The 25,498-nt window shown below is 45.6% G+C and carries 20 protein-coding genes and 1 riboswitch; of the genes, 12 read left to right on the top strand and 8 right to left on the bottom strand.

What is annotated here, in order from left to right; genetic code table 11:
- Nucleotides 1-133: 133 nt before the first annotated feature.
- Entirely contained in the window at nt 134-1,984 is a 1,851-nt protein-coding gene (locus SSED_RS10380) for a cation:proton antiporter (RefSeq protein ID WP_012142342.1), read from the top strand.
- Between the two features lie 134 nt (nt 1,985-2,118).
- On the opposite strand, the gene fadE is transcribed toward SSED_RS10380, so the two are convergent.
- Nucleotides 2,119-4,566, bottom strand: a complete 2,448-nt coding sequence (fadE, locus tag SSED_RS10385) for an acyl-CoA dehydrogenase FadE (RefSeq protein WP_012142343.1) — start codon at nt 4,564-4,566, stop codon at nt 2,119-2,121.
- Between the two features lie 240 nt (nt 4,567-4,806).
- Here fadE and SSED_RS10390 point away from each other — a divergent pair, with 240 nt between their 5' ends.
- Both SSED_RS10390 and SSED_RS10395 read left to right on the top strand, forming a co-directional pair.
- Entirely contained in the window at nt 4,807-5,586 is a 780-nt protein-coding gene (locus tag SSED_RS10390) for a class II glutamine amidotransferase (protein WP_012142344.1), read from the top strand.
- Between the two features lie 37 nt (nt 5,587-5,623).
- The gene (locus SSED_RS10395; protein WP_012142345.1) at nt 5,624-5,866 is read left to right on the top strand and encodes a hypothetical protein; all 243 of its coding nucleotides are present in this window, start codon (nt 5,624-5,626) and stop codon (nt 5,864-5,866) included.
- A gap of 89 nt (nt 5,867-5,955) precedes the next feature.
- Here SSED_RS10395 and SSED_RS10400 read toward each other — a convergent pair whose 3' ends face one another.
- Together SSED_RS10400 and SSED_RS10405 are read right to left on the bottom strand one after the other, a co-directional pair.
- Nucleotides 5,956-6,723, bottom strand: coding sequence for a DUF3108 domain-containing protein (locus SSED_RS10400; RefSeq protein WP_012142346.1), 768 nt, complete (start codon nt 6,721-6,723; stop codon nt 5,956-5,958).
- Nucleotides 6,724-6,926: 203 nt separating this feature from the next.
- Nucleotides 6,927-7,307 carry an MGMT family protein gene (locus SSED_RS10405; protein WP_012142347.1) on the bottom strand — a complete coding sequence of 127 codons (381 nt, stop codon included), beginning with the start codon at nt 7,305-7,307 and terminating at the stop codon, nt 6,927-6,929.
- A 186-nt stretch (nt 7,308-7,493) separates the two neighbouring features.
- On the opposite strand from SSED_RS10405, the gene SSED_RS10410 reads away from it, so the two are divergent.
- Nucleotides 7,494-8,180, top strand: a complete 687-nt coding sequence (locus tag SSED_RS10410) for a hypothetical protein (RefSeq protein WP_012142348.1) — start codon at nt 7,494-7,496, stop codon at nt 8,178-8,180.
- A 47-nt stretch (nt 8,181-8,227) separates the two neighbouring features.
- Here the strand turns inward: SSED_RS10410 and SSED_RS10415 are convergent, their stop codons facing one another.
- Nucleotides 8,228-9,949: an MFS transporter gene (locus SSED_RS10415; protein ID WP_012142349.1), complete on the bottom strand. Its 1,722-nt coding sequence runs from the start codon at nt 9,947-9,949 to the stop codon at nt 8,228-8,230.
- Between the two features lie 239 nt (nt 9,950-10,188).
- On the opposite strand from SSED_RS10415, the gene def reads away from it, so the two are divergent.
- Nucleotides 10,189-10,680 carry a peptide deformylase gene (gene def / locus SSED_RS10420; protein ID WP_012142350.1) on the top strand — a complete coding sequence of 164 codons (492 nt, stop codon included), beginning with the start codon at nt 10,189-10,191 and terminating at the stop codon, nt 10,678-10,680.
- A gap of 113 nt (nt 10,681-10,793) precedes the next feature.
- Here def and SSED_RS10425 read toward each other — a convergent pair whose 3' ends face one another.
- Nucleotides 10,794-12,200, bottom strand: coding sequence for a HAMP domain-containing sensor histidine kinase (locus SSED_RS10425; RefSeq protein ID WP_223295970.1), 1,407 nt, complete (start codon nt 12,198-12,200; stop codon nt 10,794-10,796).
- A 166-nt stretch (nt 12,201-12,366) separates the two neighbouring features.
- On the opposite strand from SSED_RS10425, the gene SSED_RS10430 reads away from it, so the two are divergent.
- The gene (locus SSED_RS10430; protein WP_012142352.1) at nt 12,367-12,891 is read left to right on the top strand and encodes a tRNA-uridine aminocarboxypropyltransferase; all 525 of its coding nucleotides are present in this window, start codon (nt 12,367-12,369) and stop codon (nt 12,889-12,891) included.
- A 164-nt stretch (nt 12,892-13,055) separates the two neighbouring features.
- Here the strand turns inward: SSED_RS10430 and SSED_RS10435 are convergent, their stop codons facing one another.
- Nucleotides 13,056-16,520 carry a zinc-dependent metalloprotease gene (locus SSED_RS10435; protein ID WP_012142353.1) on the bottom strand — a complete coding sequence of 1,155 codons (3,465 nt, stop codon included), beginning with the start codon at nt 16,518-16,520 and terminating at the stop codon, nt 13,056-13,058.
- A gap of 26 nt (nt 16,521-16,546) precedes the next feature.
- Nucleotides 16,547-17,416, bottom strand: a complete 870-nt coding sequence (locus SSED_RS10440) for a hypothetical protein (protein WP_041421637.1) — start codon at nt 17,414-17,416, stop codon at nt 16,547-16,549.
- A 747-nt stretch (nt 17,417-18,163) separates the two neighbouring features.
- On the opposite strand from SSED_RS10440, the gene SSED_RS24830 reads away from it, so the two are divergent.
- Nucleotides 18,164-18,301: a hypothetical protein gene (locus SSED_RS24830; protein ID WP_190273200.1), complete on the top strand. Its 138-nt coding sequence runs from the start codon at nt 18,164-18,166 to the stop codon at nt 18,299-18,301.
- 212 nt (nt 18,302-18,513) lie between these two features.
- Here the strand turns inward: SSED_RS24830 and trhA are convergent, their stop codons facing one another.
- The gene (gene trhA, locus SSED_RS10445; protein WP_012142356.1) at nt 18,514-19,194 is read right to left on the bottom strand and encodes a PAQR family membrane homeostasis protein TrhA; all 681 of its coding nucleotides are present in this window, start codon (nt 19,192-19,194) and stop codon (nt 18,514-18,516) included.
- A gap of 466 nt (nt 19,195-19,660) precedes the next feature.
- Nucleotides 19,661-19,759: riboswitch (TPP riboswitch) on the top strand.
- 200 nt (nt 19,760-19,959) lie between these two features.
- Here trhA and thiC point away from each other — a divergent pair.
- From thiC to SSED_RS10470, 5 genes are read left to right on the top strand one after another with little or no spacing between them, the layout of a single operon-like run.
- Nucleotides 19,960-21,918: a phosphomethylpyrimidine synthase ThiC gene (gene thiC / locus SSED_RS10450; protein WP_012142357.1), complete on the top strand. Its 1,959-nt coding sequence runs from the start codon at nt 19,960-19,962 to the stop codon at nt 21,916-21,918.
- 3 nt (nt 21,919-21,921) lie between these two features.
- On the top strand, nt 21,922-23,595 hold the full coding sequence (gene thiE, locus SSED_RS10455) for a thiamine phosphate synthase (RefSeq protein WP_012142358.1): 1,674 nt from the start codon (nt 21,922-21,924) through the stop codon (nt 23,593-23,595).
- Nucleotides 23,588-24,466, top strand: a complete 879-nt coding sequence (locus tag SSED_RS10460; RefSeq protein WP_012142359.1) for a HesA/MoeB/ThiF family protein — start codon at nt 23,588-23,590, stop codon at nt 24,464-24,466. The genes thiE and SSED_RS10460 overlap by 8 nt, the downstream gene beginning before the upstream one ends.
- Nucleotides 24,453-24,698 carry a sulfur carrier protein ThiS gene (thiS, locus tag SSED_RS10465; RefSeq protein ID WP_012142360.1) on the top strand — a complete coding sequence of 82 codons (246 nt, stop codon included), beginning with the start codon at nt 24,453-24,455 and terminating at the stop codon, nt 24,696-24,698. Before SSED_RS10460 ends, thiS begins: the two co-directional genes overlap by 14 nt.
- 1 nt (nt 24,699) lies before the next feature.
- Nucleotides 24,700-25,464: a thiazole synthase gene (locus tag SSED_RS10470; RefSeq protein ID WP_012142361.1), complete on the top strand. Its 765-nt coding sequence runs from the start codon at nt 24,700-24,702 to the stop codon at nt 25,462-25,464.
- The last annotated feature ends 34 nt before the right edge of the window (nt 25,465-25,498 follow it).

The following is a 25,498-nucleotide window of genomic DNA, read 5'->3' on the forward strand; positions in this document are numbered from 1 at the left end:
AGCTTTTAAGTCAATAGGCCTGCTAAGTAGAGCATTCTCGGTTGAGTTTTCAGATGCTTGTGGTGCGGTTGTTCGACAGATGAGGTTGCGTTTGTAACAGTGAAACTGATGGCACCTCTTGAGGAAGAATTATATGGTCGAACAGATCACAGCCATGCTGGGACTGGTAGGTGTGTTATCTCTTGTTTGCCAGTGGGTAGGCTGGAAAATGCGATTACCTGCGATTTTGCCTCTCCTGTTATGTGGTTTAATCATGGGGCCTGTGCTCGGTGTACTGGATCCCGATGAGCTTTTCGGTGAACTGCTTTTCCCGATTATCTCTTTAGGTGTTGCCGTCATTCTCTTCGAAGGCGCATTAACGCTGAACTTTAAAGAGATAAAAGACCATGGCCGTATGGTCACCCACCTGGTATCGATAGGTGCGCTGATCACCTGGCTCTGTATTGGAGGCGCAACTCACCTGCTTTTAGGCTTTAGTTGGACGATGGCCATGTTATTTGGTGCCCTGGTGGTTGTTACCGGTCCGACGGTTATCGTGCCTATGCTTCGAAGTGTTAAGCCAAAGTCACAACTGGCAAGCATTTTACGCTGGGAGGGGATCATTATCGATCCCATAGGTGCACTCCTTGCCGTATTGGTTTTTGAATATATCGCCGTGGCCGCCGATCCGACTACACATATGATCTATGCACTCGGCTATATGCTTGGGGTCGGCTTAGGTTTAGGCGCATTGGCCGGGTACTTTGTCGGACAGATCTTAAGGCAAAACCTTCTGCCTCACTATCTGAAGAATACCGCGGTATTGACCATTATGTTGGGCGTGTTCGTCGGCTCTAATTTGTTGCAGGAGGAGTCCGGGTTACTGAGTGTCACCGTTATGGGCATCTTCTTAGCCAATATGAGAGGAGTCGATATTGCCGATATCATCGAGTTTAAAGAGACGCTAACGGTTCTGCTTATCTCCGCGTTATTTATTTTGCTGGCTGCTCGCCTGGACTCTCATGCCCTGTTAAGTCTGGGATGGGAGGGAGTAGGGGTATTGGCGATTGTAATGTTTATTGCTCGCCCCCTGAGTGTCTGGTGCTGCGGAATAGGCACGTCTTTAAGTCGAGCTGATAAGTGGTTTTTAAGTTGGATGGCACCCCGGGGCATCGTCGCGGCGGCCGTTTCTTCGCTCTTCGCCATTAAGCTCGAAGGGTTAGGGGTCGAAGGAGCGGGGTTAATTGTGCCTTTGGTATTTTTAATTATCATAGGAACTGTGGTCATTCAAAGTTTAACTGCGGGGATCTGGGCCAGATATCTGGGAGTCAATGCCGGCTCTTCCGAAGGTTTATTGATTTTTGGTGCTGCGCAGTTCTCAAGGGAGCTGGCAAAAGTTCTAAAATCTAAACAGGTTAGCGTTATCCTGGCGGATAATAACTGGAACAACATCAGATTGGCTCGTATGGACAACATTCCCGTCTATTTCGGAAACCCCGCATCGGAGCATGCGACGAATTTTCTCGATATGACAGGAATAGGGCGCCTGTTGGTTATCTCTCCCTATCGGCAGCTCAATCCTCTGGTGAGTTTTCATTATCAAGATCTGCTTGGTAGTGAAAAAGTATACGGATTGAGTAACGCTGAAGAGACAAGCGCGAGGCACCAACTATCCGAAAGCTATATGAAAAGGCTTTGTTTATTTGGTGAGTCCGTTTCTTACGCTAAATTGGCGAGTCTAATGTCCAAAGGGGCAGTGATTAAGAGTACCAATATTACCGATAACTTCAGCTTTAATGATTTTTGCACCCGCTATGGAGACAGTGCCATGCCGCTTATCTATCTGGAGGGGACGAAAGTGCATATATTTACCGCTTCGGATACCCGGCTATCAAGCGGAATCGAGTTGATCAGTCTCTTACCAGTCGAGGCACAGGCGTTGGCTAGGGAGCAGGATAAGTTATCGGAGAGTCTGGATGAAGCTGAGAGCGATTCAAAGGATTAGCGTTTAGTGTGACGTCGAGAGGTTGCCGTGAACTCAGTATAAAACCTTATGGGCTTTATTCGAAAGTAAAAAAAGGAGGCTTTCGCCTCCTTCAATTCATTTACTTATCACATCTTATTGCATGCCATTAACGGTTAAGCTGCTTGCTCATGGCTTGGGCTGGTGATAGTGAATGCTCGTAACTCGTCGGGGTCGAAGTCATCGACGTTAATCGATTTCATTCGTCCAATCTCTGCACGCTCAAGCAAGGCCACATCATCTTCGCTCAAGACACCAAGTGCTTTACCTTCGGCTGCTAACTTGTCCAGCCACATGAATGGAAGACGTTTACCGGCTGCTTTACACACTTTGTCATACAGAGGCTCACAAGCGAGAATGTCTTTAAATGTCTGCTCCTGAATACCAACGGCATTATTTTCACATGCGGTCCAGAATTGACCTTTACCCAGACGGTCTCGACTCGCACAAGGTGTTTGCATAATCTTAGCGACTTTATGATCTAACACGTCACTCGGGCGTTTCAGCGGGCGACCAAATGGGAAGATAATCAGGCGTAAAACATGACCCAGACCCATAGGGAAGTTATCTAAAAGGTCATCGAGAGAATCTTGAAGCTTATACAGACAATCCTCTACGGCCCATTGTACAAGCGCCAAGTCTTCTGTTTGACGTCCTTCATCTTGATAACGCTTAAGGGTAGCCGATGCCAGATATAACTGGCTCAATAGATCGCCGAGTCGTGCCGAGATCCGCTCCTTACGCTTCAATCCACCCCCCAGTGTTGCCATGGCTAAGTCAGAGAGCAGAGCCAGATTTGCACTGAAACGATTCATATGTTGATAGTAACGTTTTGTCTTATCAGAATACGGTGAATTTGAGAAACGGCTGGAGGTCAGACCCAGCCAGAAACTGCGAACCAGATTACTGATTGTGAATCCGATATGCCCGAACAGAGCCGAATCAAAGTCGGTCAGACCTCTATTGCTATCAGAATCAAATGCCGACTCCATCTCTGCCAATACATAAGGGTGACAACGAATCGCCCCTTGGCCATAGATGATCAGTGAGCGGGTCAAGATGTTCGCGCCCTCAACTGTGATTGCAATTGGTGCAGCCTGGTAGCCACGGCCCAGATAGTTATTCGGGCCTAAACATACGCCTTTACCACCATGGATATCCATCGCATCGATGACACACTTCTGCATTCTATCAGTTAGGTGGAACTTAACGATGGCTGATATCACCGAAGGCTTTTCGCCTAAATCGATACCCGTAGTGGTTAAGGTTGTTACCGCATCCATCAGGTATGCGTTACCACCGATCCGAGCCATTGGCTCTTCGATACCTTCGAGTTTACCGATAGGTAGTTTAAATTGACGACGAATTCGGGCGTAAGCTCCGGTCGCTACGGCGGCGGTTTTAACTCCACCGGCAGAGTTCGAAGGAAGAGTGATTCCACGACCAACCGATAGGCATTCAACCAGCATGCGCCAGCCTTGACCGGCCATTTCCGGACCGCCGATGATAAAGCTCAACGGGACAAATACGTCTTTACCTGTGGTCGGACCGTTTTGGAACATACAGTTAAGAGGCAAGTGACGACGACCCGTTTCTACCCCTTTAATATTTGTTGGAATAAGAGCACAGGTGATCCCAAGTTCCTCTTTATCACCCATCAGGTGATCAGGATCTTGCAGTTTAAATGCCAGTCCAAGTACTGTCGCAGAGGGTGCAAGGGTGATGTAACGCTTGTTCCAGGTAATTCTCATACCTAGAACGTCTTCGCCTTCCCACTCACCTTTACAGACGATACCTAAGTCAGGAATGGCACCGGCATCACTACCCGCTTCCGGGCTCGTTAAGGCAAAACAAGGAACTTCCAGACCTTTAGCCAGTCTTGGCAGATAATGGTCTTGCTGGGCTGGAGTACCGTAGTGCTGTAGAAGCTCGCCCGGACCTAAAGAGTTCGGTACGCCAACCGTTGAAGCCAATTCACTGCTGACACCTGCTAACTTTTGAAGTACGCGAGATTGAGCGTAGGCAGAATACTGAAGGCCGCCGTACTTTTTCTTAATGATCATTGCGAAGAAGCCGTGATCTTTCAGATATTGCCAAACTTCTTCAGGTAGATCACCAAGTTGATGGGATACCTGATGTTGATTGACCATTTTGCAGACTTCTTCGACCGGACCATCCAGGAAAGCTTGCTCTTCGGCACTCAATCTGGCCGTAGGGTAATTATGAAGTTTCTTCCAATCAGGCTTACCTGCAAAAAGATCCGCATCCCACCATGTTGTGCCCGCTTCGATCGCTTCTTTTTCGGTAGAAGACATCTCAGGCATGATGCCACGGTAGAGTTTTAACAGAGGTCTTGTTAGATAGTTTTTTCGAAATGCACTAATGTTTAGGGGGAGCGCGATAGCTAAAAAGATAATCCACATAAGGGGACTAATCACTTCAGTTGCTGAACCTACAGTCATGACGACTGCGGCGATGATGCTTGATGTAAGCAGAGATACTCTTAAATAGGCTAAGGCGCCTAATGTAAAAAGCATCGCAAGGATCCAAAGTAGGGTAGTCACTGTTATTCTCCTTAAAATGCGACCTGAATATTGACCAAAGGCCAAATGTTTTATTGATCATAATCACAATTATAGGTTGTGGTCAGACCTGTGTCGCATAAAATTTAACCCTATGTGTGACTTAATACAAGTAATATTTCAAACAAACGTTTAAAAAATTTGTTTTATGGCAGGATTCCACTTTTAGCTTCATGTAGTTAAACTAGAATTATTATAGATAGTGATGAATAGGGCGTATGAATGTGTGAACTACTGGCGATGAGTGCCAATGTGCCGACAGATATTGTTTTTAGCTTTACCGGCCTGGCTCAAAGAGGTGGTGTCACAGGCCCTCATGTCGATGGTTGGGGGATCACCTTTTATGAGGGAAAGGGAAGTCGTACCTTCAAAGATGCCTGCCCAAGTAGCGAATCTCAAATTGCGAAGCTGATCCAATCCTACCCAATAAAGAGTGAAGTGGTGGTGAGCCATATTCGGCAGGCTAATCGTGGGTGTGTATCCCTTGAGAATACTCATCCCTTTACCCGTGAATTATGGGGAAGGTATTGGACCTACGCGCATAACGGTCAGCTGAGTGAATACCAGGATAAATTTAAGGTTTCAAGGTATCAGCCGGTCGGTGATACCGATAGTGAGCTCGCTTTTTGCTGGTTATTAGAGAAAGTTGTCGAAAAATTTGGCGATAACGAGCCGGAGGATATTACACTCGTTTATCATTATATAGCCAAGCTAGCCGATGAAATTCGTGCCTTAGGTGTGTTCAATATGATCTTAAGTGATGGCGAACATTTGATGAGCTATTGCAGTAATAACTTGTGCTATATCACGCGTAAGGCACCGTTTGGTAAGGCTCGACTCATAGACACCGATGTTGTTATCGATTTCGATAAAGAGACGACGGCCAATGATATAGTCACTGTGATAGCCACCAGGCCATTAACTAATAATGAGCATTGGCACATATTATCCGCCGGGGAATGGAAGCTGTTTTGTAAAGGACTGCTGATAGGTGCTCAGTGATTAGGGGATTAAGTCTTATCAAAGGTCTGTTTGAGTCATGAGAGATAAAAATGGAGATGAGGTCATTGTTGGTAACGTCGTAAGGCTACTTCAGTTACCCGATGTCGGCTATGACAAGCATGAGCTTAAAGATGTATCTACCATGGTAGGAGAATGCTTTACTGTTGAGTCGATTGAATATGAATGCGTTGAAATAAATAAGTGGTTTGGCAGTGGTGATGACAAATTTTGTCATACCCTGTTTCTCTGGCCTGAAGAGATTGAATTCGTATCTATCTGACACGAAGTGAATTAATTCAAGTTAAATGGGATATTGTTAAGCTTACCAATTGCACCGCTAATTATTTGCTGGCGGTGCAACTTGATGAATTATAGTGGCGTGATAACCTTGGAGCTCAATGGCTCGGCGTTGACGGTTTGCTGTTCTTGAGCGAATTGATAACTGAGTAATTTAATATCGAGTTGCTTGCTACCCTTTTCGAAGTGAGTCAGACGAATCGGAAGGTAGCCTAATTTGGGCGCCATCCAAAAAAAGGTCTGCCTCTTTGTGTTATCCCTGATCACCTCGATCTTGATGGTCTCATAACTGCCACTTTCAATGTTCATTCTCTCTTTTCCGACCACTTTAAAATCGTACTCATCGAGTTCTCCGCTTTTCACCATGACGTAGTGCAACTCTTTCTTACCCTGAGCTAAGTCGAGACGAAATTGCAGTTGTACCATTAAGGGATCATATAAAATATCGGTGTAGGGCAGTTTTGCTCTCTCATCTTTATAGCGACTGTGAACCACCTCTTGCCCCTTGGCAAAGGCAGCTTGTTCCTGATAACTGGGGCCTGTGCCTTTACGGTTATGGATATAACGCATAGGAGTAAGCTGTTGATTTTTTAGGGTGAAGTCACTGACTACATTTCTTCTATCGGATAGAACTAATAAGCTGACATCACTGTCAAAACGATAATGATAAAGGTTTCCCTCGGCGTTTGGCAGCTGGTACCTGGCTTTCCCAAGTTCTATGCTTCCATAATTGACCTGATATTCGGCCGTGTGTGGCGTCAGGGGCCCGGGCTCAGCGCTTAGGAAAAAGCTAAAGCATAATAAATTCGTTGCCAGTACGAGTCGTTTACCGATAGACAATGAGATCTCCTTAAAACAGATATTTTCAACACACTCATTCAAGTATGATCATAGCAATATTTTACTAACCTTGATATTCAGACAAGTTTATTCCTTTTCAGTTCACAGAACCGGAGGCATGCTGATGCATATCGAGCCTGATGTAAACAATGCTGTATATTCAACTCATCTGATAAGCTAATTTATCTTTTTGATTTATAGATTTAAAATGGAATCTCCAGTACTAAGGTTGCGATATCAGGCTGCCACTCGTAGTCTTGCAATTTAATTTTCCCACGAATAACCTCAACGCCTTCGAGCCTAAGCAGTTCCATCTGCGCCTGATAGGGTTGCGAGTTTTCTTTAAAAGATATTCGCCCTTGACTGTTAATGACTCTGAACCAAGGTAAATTCATCTCTTGCGGTGCAGATTTTAGCGCCTTCGATACATATCGGGCTCTTCCCGGTAAACCTGCCAGATCGGCAACTTTTCCGTATGAAGTGACGGTGCCTTCTGGGATCATTCCTACAATAAACCAGATCTTTTCCATCGGTGAGTGTGTTTGCTGTACTGACACCTGATCTCCAGTTTCCTTCTGCAACATACCTACCCATCATATCCCCTAATCGTGATACAGACCAGAATACGCGGCAAAATACGATACTCCTTGATACTTTTGTTGGACTCAGGTCTGCATGTTGAGCAGTTTTAAAGGCTTTGTAATAGTAGGTAAAGTGTGTTGAATAGACCTGATTTGACAGTGATAATGATATTTTTTCCGGTGTTACAAATGTATTTCAATAATAAGGGGGGACTTCCCGTAACCCTCATTCTTCTCTGCCTCTCCGGTGCCGTGAACGCGCAAACTGCTCGTCATATTGCCGACCCACTCAATTTAACCACCACCTTAGGAGCGGGTTTCGACGCCGATGTACTAAAAGTCGCGGGGCGCTTGGGGGGGGAGAATCAAAAAATTGAATTAAATTCGAACCTTGGGGGCGATAAATGGAGCTTGTCTTATCTCTATTCTCCTCAAAGCGCATTAAGTAACTGGAATTTAAGTGCTTCTATTAAACATGGGAAAACGGATACGGAAATTGGCCGTTTTAACCATTACCAATATCAGCTTGGCATTATCAGCGAGTTTAATGGCTGGATGGATACCGCTGTGTTTACTGAATTTGGAGCAAATTACCTGAGTGTAAAAGATAATCCAGGCAGTGACAGTATTACGGCAAATGCCAGTGTGACGGCTCTCAAACCTTGGAGTGACAGGTGGTATAACACCTTGGTTGCTCAGGGCAGCGCGGCGATCGATGGCAGTGAACGTTATGAAACTCATGCGTGGCTATCACTTGGTTACCGTGTGACAGAGCGCTGGTCCTGGGAGATCCGATATCGTTATGAGTCTAATCAATATGAGAGTTTCAGCGAAGAGGAGACTAAGTGGGGCTTCGCCATACAATCTCAATTTTGATTGAAGTATGGTAATTCATTGTAATAATACCAATCGGTATTACTTATCTATGTCACCTCTATTGTCTCCTGTTGCAGCTCAATATCTTGCGATTGAGTTGCACCAAATTTATGAAACAGGACTAAACCTAAAGCGGTGACTAAGCCAAAGCCGCCTATGATGTACCACATAAGATCGGGGCGATGGGCATTCTTTGCCACTTCCGAATAAAGGTAACCCGATAGAGGACCTGCAAGTAAAAAACCGATCGCTGAGGAGACAAAGTAATAACCCATAAACATGGCTTTCTTGTCGTTGGGTGCAAAACTTGCCACGTACTCCTGACTCTTTGGTGAGGCAACCATTTCGCCGACAGAGAAGACCAAAATGGATGTCAGCACCATAAAGCCGCCCATTATCATTCCGTGAGCAACCCCACCGAGTGCTGTACCCAAAGATATAATAATGGTACCGGCAACTAAAATGGGTAGTGCTTGAAAGCGTTCGATAAAGCGACTGATCATCACTTGAAGTAGAACAATTGAGAGGAAGTTCAACCCAATCAGGTACTCAGGATTTATCTGTCTGTGTTGCGCAGTCCAGGTTTGTGAATAGTCGACGGCAGTTGATGGATCTTGCGAGATGGCAGCTAGACCGATATTCAATTCGGTTAAGGGAACCATTACCTTGGAGTGGACCAGTTCGAAATAGGCCTGATTAATGTCAACCTCATTGGCGGCAACCGCCTGAGAGAGTCTGACGAGCTCAGTCTGTAGTGTGTGAGTGTCTACAGGAGCTAAAAAAGATAAAAGATCAGGATATTGGCCCAACATCATCACCAGATCCGAAGTATCGACAAAATCACGAATGAAGATTGGCAGGGTGATAAATATCTGTTGATACACCATCCAAAAGCCTGACAAGATCAGAAGGTAGATAACGAAGGGTTTGTTTCCTAAGCTGATCTTCTGTCTGTACCAGGGGGATTTCAGGTTTGTTTTGGCCGTCAGATCCCACAGGAAATGCCCGATAAACCAGACGAAATAGATGATTAACGTTGTTTCTCCCGTTATCCACTTTGCGCCATAAGACATCAGTATGACTAAGGTGCCAAAAAATAGCATAGCAAAACGTACATTCCCCAACACTTGCTGAATGTCTGCAAATACCGCGCTTAATGGTTTTCCTTTTTGTGCTTTAGGATCGGTAGGCTCCTTATAAAAAAGCAAAGCAGGGATGAAGTTTACCGCTATCCAGAATGACGACATGATAAATACCCAATCCCAGCTGATAGCCCGAACGTATCCGGCAATAAAGGGGCCCAGAAACCCACCTATGTTAACCATCATATAGAATATCCCGAAACCCAGTCCTCGGTTGGTTTCATCGGTCGTGCGTGCAATCGTGCCCGTGACAACGGGCTTAAAACAGGCTGCGCCTAATGCGACGCCCATAAAAGCGATAAAGAAGCCGGCGAATGAGTCGACCTGTCCCAGAATAAAATAGCTTGGACACATGATGAGGTAGGCGGTCAAAAACATCTTGCGGTAACCATAGCGGTCGGCCAACGCGCCAGTTAATACCGGGAAGAGGTAGAGGAAAAATGGGATCATTCCCTGAAGAAGTCCACGTTCCTGTTCAGTGAAACCTAATCCTCCCTGACGAGCCGGAGAGGTCATATAGAGTGACGACAGGGTAAAAAATCCATACCAGGCAAGACGTTCAAATATCTCCATCGTATTAGCAACGAAGAAAGTTTTCGGCAAAGGCGTACGTTTTACTTGTGACATATATAATCCGTATATTGTATACACTCATTCTTATGCTAGCGATTTAACGCTATTATTACAAGTTATGCCTTTCTCTTCGGCTTGATTGGGTCGCTTGATTAGTGGACGAATACAATGACGACTTTGATATGGATGGATAATATCGATAGCGACTATCTGGTTAATTCATTGAGTCGGAGTTGCCTTTAAGGATAATTCGGTCATAATGACGCCAAATTTTCCCAATATGTGATCTTGAAATGGCTGTACTGGATATTCTGACAATCCCCGATGAACGTTTAAAAAGAAAAGCTCAACCTGTTAAGGATATCGAGTCGGTACAAGGTTTTATTGATGATCTGCTGGACACCATGTATGACACCGAAGACGGTATCGGCTTGGCAGCGACTCAGGTGGGCAGTCTACATGCCATCTTAGTCATAGACTTGTCACCAGAGCGAGATCAGCCTCAAGTGCTTATCAACCCTGAAATTATCGAAGCAGAAGGGGACTTTGTCGGTGAAGAGGGGTGTTTGTCTATTCCCGGCTACAGAGCAAAAGTCACCCGAAGTGAAAAAGTTAAGATAAAAGCATTAGACCGTACCGGAACACCCTTCGAGATCGAAACCGATACCTTCCTGGCCATAGTGATACAGCATGAGATGGAGCATCTTCAAGGCGTCGTATTTACCGATCACCTGTCTAAACTTAAACAACAGATAGCCTTAAAGAAGGTTAGCAAGTATAAGTAACTTCGATTTTGTCTGTTGAGGCGTGAATTAGTCGTTCTATCTTGAAATGCGCCTAGGCTTTAAACTATGGGCGCAAAACTCAAGTCTCTACTGAAATCGCTAAATTTAAGTGCCTAAACGGGCAATGGGGATTTCAGTTTAAGAGGCAGATTCATGCTGATGCAAAGACCGCCATCTTTGCTGTTTCGAGCGCTGACTTCACCGCCGAGTAACCAGATGCTCTGCTTCACTATGGCAAGCCCTAAGCCGTAACCGCCCTGACTCGAGTGACGTGCCTCATCCATTCTTGTAAATGGATTAAACAGAGTGATGAGCTCCTCTTCACTAATTCCGGGACCATCGTCTTGAAATTCTAGCTTGAGTGTCTCATCAAGGGCCAAACAGCTTACCTCGATGTGACACTCCCGGCCCGCATATTTAAGGGCATTTCGAAGTACATTCTCTATGGCGCTGATGAGGTAACTCGTATCTGTGTATAAAGGGATATCCTCGCCCGGTTCAGTCCAGTTGATTGTCTGCTTATCCCCGGCTTCAAATTCAATATCTCTGAGTATTCGATCTCTTAATGAACTGATTGACGATGGACTTGGATTAAGACTGATATTGGCATTATTAAGGCGGCTAAAATTAAGAATACTGTCGATAAGCTTTGCCATCTGTTCATTTTGATCTTTGAACCTCGATATCAATGGCATCTGCTGAGCTGTGGCTTGTTTCTCTAACAGGTGAAGTGCAATCTCTTGTCTGGCCAATGGAGTCCTCAACTCATGGGAGACATCCCTCAATAACCTCTCCTGATTTTGCATACTGTTTTGTAACTGCTCGGCCATATGGTCAAACTCAGTCGCAAGATGATAAAACTCAGGCTCTTTTACAGAAAAATGATGGGCGATCCGTGTGGTTAACGCTCCCCCCGCTAGTGCCTTTGTTCCCGTTTGAAGGTGAGTCAAAGGTCGGATCAGGTAGCGTCCCAACAGGGAGGAGAAGAGAAACAAGACGGTAATGCCGACTAATGTTCTGATGAGCCAAAGGCTGCTGCTGAGCTGCTGTGCCGGATGGAGATCGGCATTGAGCTGAACGACCAGAGTCAAGGGAGAGTCAGAATTAAAGCTATCGAACAGAGGTATGCCGATCAGGGGCTTTCTAACGCGATCTCCCATTGGCTGTTGTAACTGCCTCATGTATTGCAATTTAAAGACAAAGTGGGGGTGCATCTCTCTGTGGCTCACAGTGTTCTGGTTTTTATCCAATATATAGAGCGTGAAATCTTGCTGCTCTTCCCATTTTGCAAGCCCTTCAATATCATTTTTTTCCAAAAGTGCTTTGGCTTCATTCGCAAGCTTTTGAAGGTGCTCCTGGGTCGATGTGGGCAGAGTGAGCAGTTGATTGAGTACAACGCTCTCAATTGCAGTCGCTATGAGTAAAATGGCCAACAGTGAGACGGCGAAGTAACTAAACAGCTTAACCTGAAGGCGTGAGAAGCGTCCTGTAAAAGGTAGAAACATATTGGGTGACTTCATGACAGTCATTCATTTTGAATGAGTGGTAATAATAATCGTTCTCACCATGTTATCTTAGTCGCTGGCTATGTTCTAGGCTCATATTTGATAAATTTGAACCCTAACGGCTATTCGTTAGATAATGCTTGGATCTGTAGCCAGTTAGACAAAAACTTAAGAAATATCGATGAATGTGATCCTGTTAACCCATGAAAGAGAAGTCGAACGCCTAACCAATACCGGCGCCTTGGCACTGAGGGCCTATCCTCAGTGGTGTCGCCGAATTATCTGGTCTCGGGTTCGTACCGATAAAGCGTTATTGCAGATCCTGCATCAACCCGGTGCGGCGGTCCTGTATCCGGCTGTGACTATAGAGGCTCCTGTTGACGGGAAAAGTGGCGATACACAAAGCATTGAGCCACAGCTTTCAGCTTCATACTTGACAGAACTGCCCGAAACCTTGGTCATTATCGATGCGACCTGGCAAGAGGCCAGAAAAATGCTCCGTCAAAGCCCCTACCTGCAGCAGGCGAATAAATTTGCGCTTCCCGAGGTTAATACTTCTCAGTTCAAATTGCGGCGTAATCAGGTCGACGGAGGCTTGTGTACACTGGAGTGCATCATCAGGCTGTGTTCACTCAAGGGCTTGTGTGCAGAGGCTGAATATTTAGAACAAGCGTTTGTGTCGATGAACGATACTCATCGCCAGTAAGGGGTTGTGCAGCGTGCTGTAGTAAGCTGTGATTGAAATACTTATATTTCATAAAAAATGCCGCCGGGAAGACTATTCCTGACGGCATTTTTAATTTTACGCTTATCTCTATTTACCAATCACTTAACGTAAAATATGGACGGGTAGGTGATTGCGACCTTTTCTCAATAGGTAACCGGTAGATAAGTGAGCACTAAACGGTCACGTTCGAGCTGGCCATTCAATATCTCGCCAACCGTACCCGCGGTAAGTTTAATGTCCATCGAATCAGGGTTGCTTTCTATGAACGCTTCAACACTCTGGATACGGGTGATTAGATTCATCGCCAGTGTATTTTCAGATGTAGCAACGTAAATAAGACCGTTCAGCTTAATCTCTGCTTGCGAGTCAAGTGCCGGTCCCGCCAGGTGGATGCTCACATATTCACGCCAGATCCTTGCTTTTTGCTCTCCCTGATAGTCACTATCTACGGAGGCGAGAACGACTTGACGTAACATCAGCTCCAGAAGATTGCTCTTACCTTTAGGCTGACCATTGACGGTATCGAAACCAAAATAGCGTGACACCATGCGATCGTAGTTAGGCAGTGGCTCGATACTCTGAGTAGCAAAGTCGACGTAGTTAGGCAATAACTCATTAAGTTTGCCGCTTGCACCACAAGACTCGACAAATAGCGCTGTGCCGCCATTTGTGAGTCCCGGACCGTCTCCCATTACCATCTTACACAGCATATCCTTGAAGTCATTACCAACTTCAGGAAGATCAACCAGTGCCTTATAGCCACGTCCGGTCGTACTGCGAGCAGTCGTTCTGGAGACTAAGGCACGAACCGCAAGTAATTTGTCAGGCCAAACACCTAATACATCACGTTCGTTGACATAAGGGTGGTTGGGTGACGATGCTGGTACCTTAATACCGTTAAGTAGTCGACCCGAGAAGGTCACATCCATATCCAGCTTGTCATGGAAGCTTGGGTTAATCGCGTAGTTAAGGATCAGATCTTTAAGGGCTTCCGGTGAGTCAGAGAACTTACTGATAACTTCACCCGGCTCGAACTGAGCTTTCATATCACCGCTCTTGAAACGGTACTGGGCCAGCAGTTCGGCGAAGTTATAGGACTTTCTCATGGCAACAGAGCCATCTTCGACCATCTTGAAAGTCACATCGACGCTTGCATCATTTTCACCGGCGAGCGTTAAAAAGAACTGAGCGGCATCATTCAAGGCTCGTTGATTGCTACAATACCAGGCCGTTGCAGAATCATCTTTACATGGCTCGACGAAGTAGTTTTCAGGTAATCCGAAAATATTCTCCAGGCTACTGATGTCTTCGACAAATTGGCGAATTTCATCGAAACGACGCTTACGGCCTACGGTATAGCTTAGGGTATGATCTTCGAACAGGGTCTGACGGTTATGTCTCAGGTTCGCGGTTTCATAGCTATCGTTATACTTATCTATATAGAACTGGGCAATATCATTTAAGTTTTCGCCTGCATCACCACGGTTACAGTTGCTGTTCAATGATACATGACCATCGGTACAGAAAGAGTAACTACGTAAGTCGTGCTGTTGAGCAATGTTATATAGCGCACCAAAACGCGTGTCTCCATTGACGTTACCATCAATAAGTTCCTGACGACGCTTCTCATCTTCCTCTTTAAGAGATACAAACTTAGTGGCTGTTTCAGGCTCGCCTTTAAGCTCGACCTCACGGGCATAACCGAAACGAAGCGCGGCTAAGTCGTAGGGCTGCAGCATAGTCGCGAAACGGTTGACGTTATAGTCCATCTGGCTTGAGAATTCTGCTTTAGCCGTCAGGTTCGGGTAACCCGCTGCAGAAAACTGATCATTGAGTGCTTTTAGCTCAGCTTCACTGAAGGTGTTATCGGCATCGGTACTACCGGAGAAATTATGTCTCAAACCGAAAGTATGACCAAGCTCGTGACTTAGGGTTCCGGCGAAAGCCTGAGCCGCAAGTTGAGTCGTTAGTTCATCTTGCAAAGCGATTGGCATCTCTTCGAAGGCAATAAGTTTATTGCCTATGCTGCCATCGACCCACAAGGATGGATTTTTCCAGTTGATCTCGTGATCTTTAACACCCCTTGGGAGCTCACGGTTTTGACCACCTTCGGCAAATACCGTATCAACATGCATCATGCTGTTTTCTGACCAGAATGCCTGTGTATCGGCATCAAATTCGACTAAATTTTCGAAAGTGTTGTCTACCGGTAATTTTGGAAGCGTGCTGGCCGCAACCTCAAGAGTGGTTTCAGGCTTAGCAAACATGCTTGTATCTGCAGTTGTGTCGGTAACTTTTACAACTTCCGCTGTAGCGGTTGATGAGTAAGGTACACCAGTGAGCTCTGCCGCAGATGATGCGTCTAACTTGCCACGATTATAATCGAGGCGAACCTGGCGATAATAACGCACTGCGCCTTGTTTCAGGTTAGAGCTGTACTGATTCACTCGGGCACTGACGATTTCACCCGTTGCAGGGTTAGCGGCAGAGGGACCATAGCCTGCTAAACCATTATCGAGAGGCTCATCGAACAGCGTAATGTTACTGTAGCGCAAGTCACCATGACGCTTATCATGGGCTTGTTCGATAATAAGCTCCGGGAAGCCTGTCTTGTAGAGCTTATTTTCGATATTAAGCGCTGTGATCGTTTGATGTGCAGCGTCTAAATATGGCTTGTTTTTTGGCAAGAAGAAGTTATTACTCAGATAGTAAGTTAAGCTCTTCTTGGTTGGATCGACCCGGTTCATGTAGGTACGAACATATCCATCGACACCGGCGCTGTCAGTGGCATCGCGATAGCTGTGATCCGAGGTGAAGAATCCGTAGGTTCCATTTTCGTTCGGGCTGTATGGGATCGCCTGATATTCTTTATTTGCCAGTTCATCGATGGCAACGATAGAGATATATTCTGTGCTGGTAAATGAGAGGTTATCCAGGCTGCCATTATAGAACTTATTGAGACACTGTGGCTCGGCTTGATAGGTGTGCTCGATTTCGATGTTGATGACACCCTTGGCCAGATCCATCTCATAGCCTTTCCAGTCACCGCTGTTGACCAGGCGTGGATCTTCGGTTTCGGTAACGCATTGACCGAACATAAATAGATCGTTAATGCCCAGCTCGGCAATCTTAGTCTCGGCAAAGTCCGGAATAAAATAGTTTTTGTCCTGCCACTTTAGATCGGCGTCCCTGTTTTCCTCTTCGACGTTGATACATTCGCGCCATCTGTCTTCGGTACACTTGTAATCGATATACTTACCGGGAATGGTCAGCACAGGAGCTTCGTTGTATTCATCGTCATAACGAGAGTCATGATCCAGTCCAATGGCATCACGATCGATTTGGCGCACCTGAATACCATTTGCAGTCTTGCGTAGCGTGACCAATTTTGGTGTACCCTGAGAGAAACCGCGAATTGATGCGGCATAACGCGGTGCCTTTCCTACACTGCGAATATAGAGATACTGGCGTTCGCCGGCCTTGTCTATATCAGCTGTGGTGATCTGTTTTTCATCTTTGGGAAGTTCCTTATAGGGTTCTTCTCCAGCGCCACAGCCGGTAAGAGCCCAAGCTCCTGTTATGGCCAAGCAAAGCATTGACTTGTTCATTTATACCTCTTGATTAAATGTCTTACTTATAAATATGTTGTTAGTGACAAGTAGAAGGTTGAGCTTTTCTTGTCGTAGACTTCAAAGCCTTGAGAAGGGCCGATTTCTGGGTCATAGAATTTGCCGCTGTTGTTGTGTCCGATAGCCACAACCCAATCGGAACTGAATTCCCAGCCCAGCTCTTGAGCAAAAGTAAACTGGTCATCCATACGTCTGCCGTAATAGTTTTTTGACATCCGGTAGCGACCGGTAACATCAAAATAGAGGCTGTCGGTAATTTGCCACTGAGCATCGGCCAGGGTATCGAACTGGTGCTCAATCAATACTCTCTGACCCGCCGTCTTATACTGGTAGGCGTTATAGCGATAGCGAGGGGACAGGTAAAAACTCATTGAATCCGTAGGCGTCCAATACAGGTAGCCGGCGACACGTGGCGCATATTGCAGACGATCGAGTTTGGAATAATGATTTCCCGGAAGATAGACACCGACACTTCCCCTAAGAAAAAGGGTGTCGGAAAACACGTGAAAAGGCGTTCGATAATCCAATAGAGGATCGTAGAAACTCGACTCTTTTCCATGAAGAGTTTGCTTTTCACCACCGAGAGTCAGTAACAAGCTGCCCCAATCAGATTTATAGCTAACACGGCTACTAAAGTTATACGCCTGATAGGCGCTAAAAGTGTCAGAATCATAGGAGTTACGGGTAAACCCTACATTGATATAACCTGACCAATTGGTTTCTACTTCTTTACGGGTGATCTCATACTCGTTAACGGCATAAGCTGATGTTGAGCCTAACAAGGCAAACCCAGTGATGGCGATGCAATATAAGTAATTAAACTTATTTGAGCCATGATTTATAGGTATAGAAGAAAGAACGGGTGTTGTTGGCATATTCCAATCCAATATATGTGTCATTAACAATATAAAAATGCTCAGAAACTCAGATGTGAAGTCTGATGAGGATTTTCTAATTAAGTTTTATGGAGATGAACGATTAGTGAATATTAATCTGTAAATCTCGATTTATTATTTGTAACAAATTTTATTGAACGCCGAACCTTTACATTATGCCGTATGGTATAAATGTGGTGGTTCAGTTGTTCTTAACAACGTTTGCAATTATAAAGGTGACAAACCCTCAACAGTTACTGGCTGGTGAGCGCGTAAAACGTTAGAGATATCAATGCATTTGGGCTTACTTTGTCAATCGGTATTTATGGCTAATGTAATCCTGATCAGACATAAATGAAAAAGTTAAATATAGACAAGAGAGTAATGTTTAACTTGATGTAATAAACTGTACGCCATGCTGATAATCATATAAATAACACTTCGACTTAAATTAGAAAAAGGTGATTCGCAATGTTACATGTTGATACATTTATTTGATAATATGTTTATATTAAATGTCTCGTCAACACTTAATTTAGTCTTATATGTACTCGAGTTATAAAAACTCTGCATTGGTTCAAATAAATAAATTAAACTTGTAGGTGGTTATGTGTCGGCTTTGTTTGTTTTTTGTGGTCTTGGATGTTAATTGTTTTGGTGTTTTTATGGGCGATTCTTAAATGTTGATACAATTAGAGGTGTTCTAAATTCAATTTATTCGTATAAAAGAAAGCAATTAATTCGTATATGGGAAAACAATCTGTTTTGATAGCAGTGGAAGTGGAAGTGGAAGTGGAAGTGGAAGTGGAAGTGGAAGTGGAAGTGGAAGTAGAAGTAGAAGTGGAAGTAGAAGTAGAAGTGGAAGTGGAAGTGGCAAATAGGTGATATCTATGGAGATAGATGTTGCGTGACGAAATCATGCATGGAGAGTCGATGGATTTGAAGAGTGCAAGCTTAGTGAAGTGAAGTGGAGAGGTAGGAAGCTTAATAAAGCGATGTTGTGAATTGCTAAGCGCGTATTAATGAGATGACAAATCGTCCGATAGAGGCCCTTTTCGACATTCCTTGTCGAGAAGCATAGTTATCTTATCGGCCTATTAGATGAGTGTCAGATACACACAAAGGAAATGGCTTATTGCGCCACCTAATACGAACAGGTGCCAGATAGCATGGTTATAAGGTATTCTTTTACCTACATAAAAGACTACCCCCAGACTGTAAAAAATTCCGCCGGTTAACAATAGCTGGAAACCAAGTGGAGACATGGCTGAAATCAGATCATTGATGACGGTCATGCATAACCATCCCATAATCAGATAAAGAGCGACACTAAACTTCTTGAAACGATGGATAAATAGGGTTTTAAAAAGCACACCACCCAAGGCTAAAGACCAAATTGAAATTAAGATCACCTTTGCTTGAGTGCCCGTGAGGGCGATTAACATCAAGGGGGTATAGGTTCCTGCAATCAAGAAATAGATTGCGCAATGGTCTGCGATTTTAAGTTTATGTTTTAATGCTGGATCTGACACTGAGTGGTACAGAGTCGAACAGGCGAAAAGCAGTATGATGCTGGCACAATAAATGACAACACCGATTAACTGAATATTTGTTAGTGTCTCTTGCCCTTTGATCAGGGAAAAAATAAGACCGATTATCCCGGCTATTACACCCAGAGCATGGCTCATGCTATTTGCCGTTTCTTCACTCCTTGTGTAACCACTTGAATTAACACTTATCGACGGCGAGGGAGTGGAATATAGTTCCTGTACAGGCATAGTAAAGTCAACTTCTGGTAAGACCAATTGAGGTGAGTGTAACAGCAATTAATTCAAAACACCATGATTGAGCGTACACGTGTACGCTTGTTTTGTTGACTGCCTTACAGCCAAAAGATGACTGGATTTAAAATCAACTATTTTTGGGTTACGCGGGTCACAAACAGTAAGAGGAAAATCGAAATACCACTATCTATTACTGTTGAACGCGACTATTTGGTCTACCAAAACCTCGGATAATTCATCTTATCTAAGAAAACAGATAAGGTGATTGATTGTAAAACAAGCATGCAAAAGATGATTTTAATTCATAGTTAGAATTGAAATGCCTGATAAAAATGGGCGCGCATTGAGTTAGCTGCTTGTTTTTAAAGGGTTTTGGTTGGGTTTGATATTGCTCGCACTACCAGGTGAGAATAAAAAATAAATCCCTTGTTTAATTTAATGCATTAAGTCTATACTTCTCAACATCTTGTCGGAGTGCCTATTGGCTGAGACCGTTTATTCGGGATCCGTTGAACCTGATCGTGTTAATACTCGCGAAGGAAACAAGCATGATAATTACAGTAAACCTGTACGATAACGTTTATTAGTCGAGTACATTTGTACCAATAAAGCTTAGCTCAAATTAAGGTTTATTATCGATACGTTACAGTCGTACACTTTGGTAATTATTTGATGCATCTTCATTATTTGTGTTGATGCATTCGCTATTCAACTCTCCTGGCAAGCAACTTCATTCTTTTATTTAAAGTGAGATTGCTTATGTCAACACGTCGTGAAACCCGAGCTCAAGCTCAACAATTTATTGATAATCTAAAACCACTTCAACATCCAAATTCTGAGAAAGTTTACTTAGTCGGTAGCCGTGATGATATTCGGGTAGGTATGCGTCAAATACACCAATCAGAGACCATGATTGGCGGCACCGAATCTCATCCCGTTTTAGAATCAAATCCGCCATTGAAAGTGTACGATTGTGCCGGTCCATATTCCGATCCCAACGCCAAGATTAACGTCCGTGAAGGTCTGGATAAGTTCAGGGCAAATTGGATCCTTGAGCGCAATGATACCGAGCAATTGATCGCTGCCAGTTCTGGTTTTACACAGCAAAGGTTAGCCGATTACGGACTCGACCATCTGCGTTTCGACTCGCTTCTTTCACCCAGAAAGGCCAAACAAGGTCAGTGTGTGACTCAACTTCATTATGCCAGACAGGGGATAGTTACCCCGGAAATGGAGTACATTGCCATCAGAGAGAATATGGCTTTGAGTGAAGTGACCGATGAAGCGTTAACTCAGAAAGCAGAAGGTGAAAGTTTCGGCGCGGCGATAAGTCAGCCTATTACCCCTGAGTTTGTCCGGCAAGAGGTGGCACGGGGACGTGCCATTATTCCGCTGAATATTAACCATCCCGAAGCCGAACCTATGATTATCGGTCGTAACTTTCTGGTTAAAGTGAACGCCAATATAGGTAACTCTGCGGTGACCTCTTCAATCGAAGAGGAAGTTGAAAAACTGGTTTGGTCGACGCGTTGGGGAGCCGATACGGTAATGGATCTATCGACGGGTCGATATATTCATGAAACAAGGGAATGGATCATACGAAACTCGCCAGTGCCTATTGGTACCGTGCCCATCTACCAAGCTCTGGAGAAGGTCAATGGCGTGGCGGAAGACCTCACATGGGAGATATTCAGAGATACTCTGCTTGAACAGGCAGAGCAAGGCGTCGATTACTTTACTATCCACGCAGGTGTGTTGCTTCGCTACGTCCCGATGACGGCCAAGCGTTTGACCGGCATCGTCTCACGGGGCGGATCAATTATGGCAAAGTGGTGTCTCTCTCACCATCTTGAAAACTTCTTGTATGAACACTTCCGGGATATCTGTGAGCTTTGCGCCGCCTATGACGTTTCATTGTCACTCGGTGATGGAATGCGACCGGGATCAATTGCCGATGCTAACGATGAAGCACAATTTTCTGAACTCGAAACCTTAGGTGAGTTAGTTAAGATTGCCTGGGAGTACGATGTGCAAACGATCATCGAGGGGCCGGGTCATATCCCCATGAATCTGATTAAAGAGAACATGGATAAGCAGCTTGAGGTGTGTGATGAAGCGCCATTTTATACCTTAGGCCCTCAGACTACCGATATCGCACCGGGTTATGATCATTTCACTTCGGGGATCGGCGCGGCAATGATTGCCTGGTATGGCTGTGCCATGCTCTGCTATGTGACGCCAAAAGAGCACTTAGGTTTACCGAACAAGGAAGACGTCAAGCAAGGCTTGATCACCTATAAGATTGCCGCTCATGCCGGTGATGTGGCTAAGGGTCATCCGACAGCACAAATTCGAGACAATGCCCTGTCCAAGGCAAGGTTTGAGTTTCGCTGGGAAGATCAATATAACTTAGGACTGGATCCTGACACCGCCAGAGCCTATCACGATGAATCGCTTCCGCAGGAATCGGCGAAAGTTGCTCATTTCTGCTCCATGTGCGGGCCCAAGTTCTGTTCGATGAAGATAAGCCAAGAGGTCAGAGAATATGCGGCGGCGCAAGAGGTTAAGCTGCATACAGACACGGAGTTTAAGGCTAAGAGTGTCAAAGAGTCGGGTATGGCTCAGATGTCTGCAGAATTTAAGGCTAAGGGGGCGGCGCTTTACCATGAAAGCGGCGCGTTGGTGGAAGATGTTGAACTTGTAGAAACCGAGGGCTAGACCATGACCAATTTAGAGCTGACGTCGTCAGCTTTAAAGCCTGTGGTTTGGACAATTGCAGGCTCAGATAGCGGGGGAGGCGCCGGCATACAGGCCGATCTCGCGACAATACAAGATCTTGGTTGTCACGCCTGTAGTGCGATCACTTGCTTGACGGCTCAGAACTCGGTGAGTGTAACCCTGGTAGAACCTGTGTCTGAGGCGATGTTACTGGCTCAGCTTGATGTGCTACTAACTGACCTACCGCCCATGGCGATTAAGATTGGACTCTTAGCGAGTCAAGCGCAGTTAAATTTGCTCGGCAAATGGCTCAATACCTCTTTGCGTGAGTTTACACAAACGAATGCAATGGATGTGAGCGTCATACTCGATCCTGTGATGGTTGCCAGCTGTGGAGCCCACTTTACTGCTCAATCAAGAGCTGAATCAAACACTAAAAAATTAGATAACGACTCAGGTCCTGGTTTAGATAGTGACTCAGCTAATGGTTCTGGAGGATCCGTCCGTGATGGGACTATCAGTCATCTGAATTTTCTCCCCCTGAAAGGGCTGATCACTCTAATTACACCCAACACGGCTGAGCTTAGTGTATTGTCCGGGCGCAGGCTCACAGATTTGAGCGACTGTCACCGGGCGGCCAAAGCGCTGTCTAAGACATTTGAATGTAATGTATTGGCCAAGGGAGGGGATAAGGGCGCTGCATGGGAAGCCAAAACTGCACAAGATATATTTGTCTGTGTTCAGGCGCCCGGTAGCGCCGTAATTCACCAACAAAGGAGCTTCTTACTCTCGAGCCCGAGAGTGGACAGTACTAATAACCATGGTAGTGGTTGTACCTTAAGCTCGGCTATTGCCAGCGTTATGGCGTGGGGTTTCGTACTGCAAGACGCCGTAGTGGTCGCAAAGGCCTATGTCACAGAGGGGATAAAGCAGAGCTATCGAGTAGGGAAGGGGCCAGGCCCTCTCGCTCGTACAGGCTGGTCTGACGAACTAAGCGGATTTGCACACATAACTTCATTAGATGGCGGCGCTGCACTTCCTGACGAATTAACTTTTAAGGTCCTCGATGACCGACTCGGTGTTTATCCGGTAGTGACCGAACTGTCCATGTTACAAGCATTGCTAGGCGCCGGGGCTAAGACCATTCAGCTGAGAATAAAGGATGCTGACGACCCTGAACTCGAGGCGAAGATCATCACGGCAATTCAGCTAGGCCGGGATTATCGGGCGAAGGTCTTTATCAACGATTATTGGCAACTTGCGGTTAAACATCAGGCCTTTGGTGTACACCTGGGCCAGGAGGATCTCTATGATGCAGATCTGACCCAAATTGCACAATCCGGATTAGCACTAGGGGTATCGAGTCATAGCTATTTTGAGCTGTTACTCGCCTCGCAATTTAAGCCCTCCTATATTGCGCTTGGACATATTTTTCCGACAACGACCAAGGTCATGCCGTCTTTGCCTCAGGGACTCCATAAGCTTAAACATTATGTTGACCTGTTAAAAGGGCATTTTCCCTTGGTTGCGATTGGCGGCATCGATCTCAATCGACTCCCCGCTGTGAAGAAAACGAATGTCGATGACATTGCCGTGGTTCGTGCGGTGACTGAAGCCGATGAACCGGCAGTCGCGTATCAAACACTGGTCGCAGCATGGAGTATCGAGGATGAATGATTTAGATTTTATCCGATATTCCAGGCAGATCCTGCTCGATGAGGTGGGGGAGTCGGGTCAGGCTTCACTATTGGTACGTCATGTTGTTGTCATCGGAGTGGGTGGATTAGGCTCGCTGGTGAGTCAACAGCTCGCGGCCGCCGGTGTAGGCAGGTTGACCTTAGTTGATCATGACTGCGTCGAATTATCTAATCTACCCAGACAACTCTTGTTTAATGAGAGTGACATCGGCAAGAATAAAGCGATTACGGCGAGAGATAAGCTGGCTTTGGCGTACAGCCAATGCAAAATCGAGTCGGTCACCGATAAATTTGGTCCAGACAATGGTGCATCTTTAGTAAAAATGGCCGATATGGTCATAGATTGCACCGATAATTTTATCTCTCGTCAGCAAGTGAACAGATATTGCGTCGAAGCGCTACGTCCCTTAGTCACGGCTTCTGTGGCACATTTTCACGGCCAGATATTCACGGTCGATACGAACTCTGCGCCCGAGTCCGGCTGTTATCACTGTCTGTTTCCTGATGATTCACAGGTATCAGAAACTTGCCGCAACGTGGGAGTACTAGGCCCTATGGTTGGGGTCATGGCCTCTATGCAGGCATTAATGGCCATCAATTACCTGCTCGGTATCGTGCAATGTTCAGGAAAGTTGATGAGATTTGATGGTTTAAATCTTAAGTGGAGAGAGGCCTCATTGAGCCGAGACCCACTGTGCCATGTCTGTAGTCTGGAAGATAACGGTTCAAGTCGCCACCAACCTAGTCATGAACACTCTTGTCATGACCTGTCTCGTAATAATCAGCCTTTTAATGACCAATCTTGTAGTAAACAGCCTTTTAATGAGGAGTCTTGTCATGAACCCGACTAAACCTGTCCTTGAGTCTAAACATGTCAGCACCATCACTGTCTCTATCAATGACCTGCCCCATATCATTCCCGAAACGCTCTCCATAGAGGGGCTTTTACTGGCGCAAAACATTGCGATTAATTCCGTTGCGGTCGTCTGTAATTCCAAGGTCGTGACGAAAGGGCTGTGGAAAGAGCAAGCATGTGTCGAAGGCGATAGCTTTGAAGTCTTTGCCGTAGTGGCAGGAGGTTAGAATGTTAAAAATTGCAGAACATGAGTTTAACTCCAGATTGTTTACCGGTACCGGAAAGTTTTCATCGGCTAACTTGATGCTGGAGGCGATCCAGGCTTCGCAATCCCAACTTGTGACTATGGCGATGAAACGGTTAGATCTTAGCAGTGGTAGCGATGAGATCTTATTACCCTTACAGCAAAGTGGCATCAAGCTACTTCCCAATACGTCGGGTGCAAGAAATGCCAAAGAGGCAGTATTTGCCGCAGAATTAGCAAGAGAGGTACTGAACACCAATTGGGTCAAACTTGAGATCCACCCCGACCCCAAATATCTGATGCCCGATCCAATTGAGACGTTAGCTGCCGCAAAGACTCTCTGTGATAAAGGCTTCGTAGTCTTGCCTTATGTTCATGCCGATCCGGTTCTATGTCGTCGTCTCGAGGAGGTGGGCTGCGCCGCCGTTATGCCACTGGCGAGCCCCATAGGTTCAAATCAGGGCTTAGCGACCGAAACCTTTCTCAAAATAATCATCGAGCAAGCTAGTGTGCCTGTCGTGGTCGATGCCGGGATCGGTACGCCGTCTCAGGCGACACATGCCATGGAGTTAGGCGCCGATGCAGTATTGGTCAACACCGCTATCGCCAGCAGTCGAGATCCCATCGCCATGGCTCGCTGCTTTTCTCAAGCGGTAGAAACCGGTAGAGCGGCGTATCGGGCGGGACTCGGCCAAGTCAGTGTTCGCGCCGAGCACACGAGTCCGTTAACGGGGTTCCTCAATGAATAAGGTGATCAGTTTAGATTCATTACACGGGAGTCGG

The organism is Shewanella sediminis HAW-EB3, from assembly GCF_000018025.1.
GTDB lineage: Bacteria > Pseudomonadota > Gammaproteobacteria > Enterobacterales > Shewanellaceae > Shewanella > Shewanella sediminis.